We start from the raw sequence: 3,711 nt of genomic DNA on the forward strand, positions 1-3,711 counted from the left end.
GTGCGCGGTCGGTGCAGCCGTCGCTCAGCGGCGCGCGGCCGGCGTGTTGGCGGCGGTCACATTGACCGCGGCCCACGCCTTGTCGACCGTCTTGTACTCGGTGCTCTTCGCGCCGTACAGGTCCTTGGCCGCCTTCAGCGTCGCGGTGCGCGCGTCGTGGAAGTCGGTCGTGGAGACCATGTAGCGGGTCAGCGCACGGTAGAAGATGGCGGTCGCCTTGGTGCGGCCGATGCCCTTGACCGGGGAGTGGTTGTAGGTCGGCGAGTTGTAGGTGACGCTGCCGATCTTCTTCTTGCCGCTGCCCTCCGCGAGGAGGTAGTAGGCGTGCGAGGAGACACCGGAACCGGCGTGCACCTCGGTGTAGTAGGTGTCCGGCGACCAGTAGTCGACGGTTCCCTCGAGCTTGTCGAGCGACGGGTGGTCCAGGCGGCGCAGGAACTTCTGCGCGAGGCCCAGCTTCTCGCCGATCAGGTAGTCCGGGGTGTCCTTCTTGTTGTTGGCGAAGAACTCGACGTTGGAGCCGAAGATGTCCGCCAGGGACTCGTTCAGCGCCCCGGGCTCGCCGTACTGGTTGCCGTCGGAGTCGACGTAGGTCGGCTCCAGCTTGGCGGTGGCGTCCACCACGCCGTGGGTCAGCTCGTGGCCGGTGACGTCCAGCACGACGAGCGGCTTCTTGAAGGTCTTGCCGTCGCCGTCGCCGTACAGCATGCAGGCGCAGGTCGGGTCCCAGAAGGCGTTGGCGACCTTGCTGCCCCAGTGGACCAGCCCGTGGGCGGCCTTGCTGTTGTTGGCGATGCCCTTGCGGCTGAAGACCTTCTTGTAGAAGTCCAGGGTCTCGGTGATGCCGTACTGGGCGTCGGCGGCGGCGCTGGCCCGGCTGGAGGTCGCGCCGTTGCCCCACACGTTGGTGGTGCTGGTGAACTTGGAGCCCGCGCCGAAGCTCTCCGTGTACTTGCCCTTGGCGTCGCGCACCTCGGTGCCGTACCGGCTCGGGTCGGCGAACTGGTAGTGGCCGCGCGAGGTCTGCGTCGTGGTGAGGCCGACGCTGCCGACGAAGAGGGTCTTGCCGGTGCCCTTCGCGGCCGACGGGTAGTGCGCGGCGCCGGAGACGCCCGAGCCGAGCAGGCCGGCGGCGGGGGCGGAGCCGGTGCCGGTGGCCGGGTCGGCGCTCTCGCCGCGCCGGTGCAGGGCGGCGAGCAGCTTCGGCGACAGGAACTCGTCGCTGTCGGGGGTGTTGCTGCGCACCTTGCCGGTGACGGCGTCGACGACGACGGTGTTCGTGCCGTTCCGGTCGGTCACGGTCACCTGGTAGGCGAGCGCGGAGGTGCCGCCGCGGGCGTCGACGACGAGCCGGGCGGTGCCCGCGTCGCCCTTGGCGGCCTCGGCGGCCTTGGCGGCGGCCTGGGCCGCGGTCACCTCGGCCCGCGTGGTGGCCGGCTTCACTGCGTGGTCGGCCGCGCGGGTGACGCCGGTGTAGGCGAGCCTGTGGTCGAGGTGGACGACGAGGTCACCGCCGAGCACGGGCATGCCGTCGTGGGTGCGGACGAAACGCACGTGCCGGGCGCCCTCGGGGTCCAGCATGACGTCCTGGGCGTGCAGTTCGTCGCCCTGGGAGACACCGGTGGCCGAGGCATGGGCGAAGGCCGCGGTGCGCGCCGCCGCCACCACCGCGGTGGTGTTCGTGGCGGACGCGGCGGGCCGCTCCACCCCCGTCGTGGAGGGTCCCGCGAAGGCCGTGCCGGCCAGGCCCGTGGCAGCCGTCGTCACCGCGACGGCGACCGCCACCGAGCGTATGTGGGGTCTACGCAATCTGATCAGGGTTCCTTCGTGCGAAGGCGGTGGGTCGCCAACCGCCTTGAGGCATGGCGCGGTTCTGCACCACGGAGGCTGGTCGGGCCCCGAGAAGTCACCCTTGCGGACTAGTCATGTACACGTAAAGCCGGAATGATCCATTTCGCGACCTTCTATGGCAATCTTTTACAAATGCGCGCCAGAGAGTGATCGCCGAATGACCAACTGTGTGTCGGCTGTGGAGACGACGCCCCGATCCCCTAGGTTCCCAGGCCTGAATGTGACCGACGTCGCATCAGAAGTCGTCTCGATGGGAGTGGGTGCCCGATGGTCTCAGCCACGGTGAGCAGGGGCGCGGTCCTCGGAGCGGTCGTGCTGTCGCTCCTCGCGGGGCCGGCGCGGGCCGCGACCGGGGAGCCGAAGTCCCCGGCCCGGGCACCGCTGCCGGTGCCCGACAGCGCGGGCATGGCCGCGGTGCTGCGGTCGGCGGTGGCCCAGGGCGCGCCCGGCGCGCTCGCCCGGCTCGACGACGACGGCACGACCTACCGGATCGCGAGCGGAGTCGCCGACGCGAGCACCGGGCGGGCCGCCGCCGCCGACGACCGCTTCCGCGTCGGCAGCGTCACCAAGAGCTTCTCGGCCGTCGTCCTGCTGCAACTCGTCGACGAGCACCGGCTGGTGCTCGACGAGCCCGTCAACCGCTATCTGCCCAAGCTGCTGCCGGACGACCGGATCACGGTCCGCATGCTGCTGAACCACCGCAGCGGCCTGTACGACTACACCAACGACATGTTCGCCAAGACCGTGTCCGGCTTCGAGGCCGTGCGCGACAAGGTGTTCTCCTACCGCGGGCTGATCGCGCTGTCCCTGAAGAAGCCCCTCACCAACGAGCCCGGCGCCGCCTACGCGTACTCCAACACCAACTTCGTGGTCGCGGGCCTGCTCATCGAGAAGCTCACGGGGCACTCGGTGCGCACCGAGTACGAGAACCGCATCTTCAAGCCCCTGGGGCTGCGCGACACGTTCTACGTCCACCCCGACACCCGGATCCCGGGCAGGTTCGCCCGGGGGTACCTCACCCCCGACACACCGGGCGGCCCGCTGGTCGACGCGACCGCCCAGACCGTCTCCTGGGCGCAGAGCGCGGGCGCCATCATCTCCAGCGCGCGCGATCTCGACGCCTTCTACGGCGCGTTGCTCGGGGGCAGGCTGCTGTCGCCGGCCCGGCTGGCGGAGATGGAGCGCTTCTCCCGGGTCGACAGCTCGACGGCGTACGGACTCGGGCTGCGCCGCCGCGATCTGCCGTGCGGTGTCTCGGTCTACGGGCACACGGGGGTGGTCCAGGGCTACTACACGTACGCGTTCACCACGAAGGACGGCCGCCGCAGCCTGACGGCCGTCGCCACCACCTCCAACAACGCCACCGTGCTCAACACGCTCGCGCGAACCCTGGAGCCGGCGTTCTGCGGCACGGCGCCGAAGGCGCCGCGGGACTCCGCGCCGCTCGTCGAGCGCGGCGTGGACGCGGAGCCGCGCACCAGCACGGCACCGCGGTCCTGACGCCGGCCCGCGGGAACCCGTGCGGGCGCGCCGAGCGTTGTACCCGGTGTGACGAGCGAGCTGGTGCCCGGGGGCAATCTTCCCCTTCCCGCCGGCGCGCTGCGGCTGCGGGTTGCCGGGCCGTTCGACGTGTCCGCGCTCGTCACGGGCGCGGACGGAAAGGTCGGCGGGGACGGCGACTTCGTGTTCTACAACCAGCCGCACGCGCCCGGCGTGCGGCTGCGCGACGACGGCCTGGACGTCGATCCGGCCCGGCTGCGCGGCGGCGCCTGCCGGGTCACGGTCGCGGTGAGCGCGGCCGAGCCCGGCACTCCGCTCGCCCGGCTGCCCGCCCCGCCCCTGAGGTCGGCCACCTCCAGG

2 protein-coding genes and 1 pseudogene are annotated in these 3,711 nt (G+C 71.3%); 2 read left to right on the forward strand and 1 reads right to left on the reverse strand.

Annotated features, from left to right (window positions below; all coding sequences use genetic code 11):
• Positions 1–24 precede the first annotated feature (24 nt).
• On the reverse strand, positions 25–1,809 hold the full coding sequence (locus ACLU3S_RS36210; protein ID WP_413956224.1) for a M4 family metallopeptidase: 1,785 nt from the start codon (positions 1,807–1,809) through the stop codon (positions 25–27).
• A gap of 309 nt (positions 1,810–2,118) precedes the next feature.
• Between ACLU3S_RS36210 and ACLU3S_RS36215 the strand changes: the two genes are divergently transcribed.
• Together ACLU3S_RS36215 and ACLU3S_RS36220 are read left to right on the forward strand one after the other, a co-directional pair.
• A complete protein-coding gene (locus tag ACLU3S_RS36215) occupies positions 2,119–3,351 on the forward strand; it encodes a serine hydrolase domain-containing protein (protein ID WP_413956225.1) in 1,233 nt (410 codons plus the stop codon).
• 48 nt (positions 3,352–3,399) lie between these two features.
• Positions 3,400–3,711: pseudogene (locus ACLU3S_RS36220) on the forward strand (stress protein); the annotation flags it as partial.

It is taken from the genome of Streptomyces sp. AF1A, from assembly GCF_047340315.1.
Lineage (GTDB): Bacteria > Actinomycetota > Actinomycetes > Streptomycetales > Streptomycetaceae > Streptomyces.